The organism is Aeromonas sp. ZOR0001 (assembly GCF_000801015.1).
GTDB classification, from domain to species: Bacteria; Pseudomonadota; Gammaproteobacteria; order Enterobacterales; family Aeromonadaceae; genus Aeromonas; species Aeromonas veronii.
Genome location: NZ_JRJY01000159.1, coordinates 1 through 269, shown reverse-complemented (window position 1 = coordinate 269; position 269 = coordinate 1). Strand labels below are relative to the sequence as shown.

1 pseudogene is annotated in these 269 nt (G+C 57.2%); it reads left to right on the top strand.

Annotated features, from left to right (window positions below):
• Positions 1 to 269: pseudogene (locus tag L972_RS18900) on the top strand (DDE-type integrase/transposase/recombinase); the annotation flags it as partial.

Sequence of the window (269 nt, the reverse complement as noted above, 5' to 3'; positions counted from 1 at the left end):
CTCTACACCAGCAAGCTGCCGGTGACCTCGGTTCATGTGCTCAATGAAACGGTGCTGCCGTTCTTTGAAGCCCATGAGGCTCGGGTCTATACCATCCTGTCGGATAACGGGCGCGAGTTCTGTGGGCGCCCAGACCATCATCTCTACGAGCTGTTCCTGCAACTGGAAGGGATTGAGCACCGGACCACTAAGGTGCGCAGGCCGCAGAGCAACGGCTTTATCGAACGGCTGCATCGCACACTGCTGGATGAACACTTCCGTATCAAGGG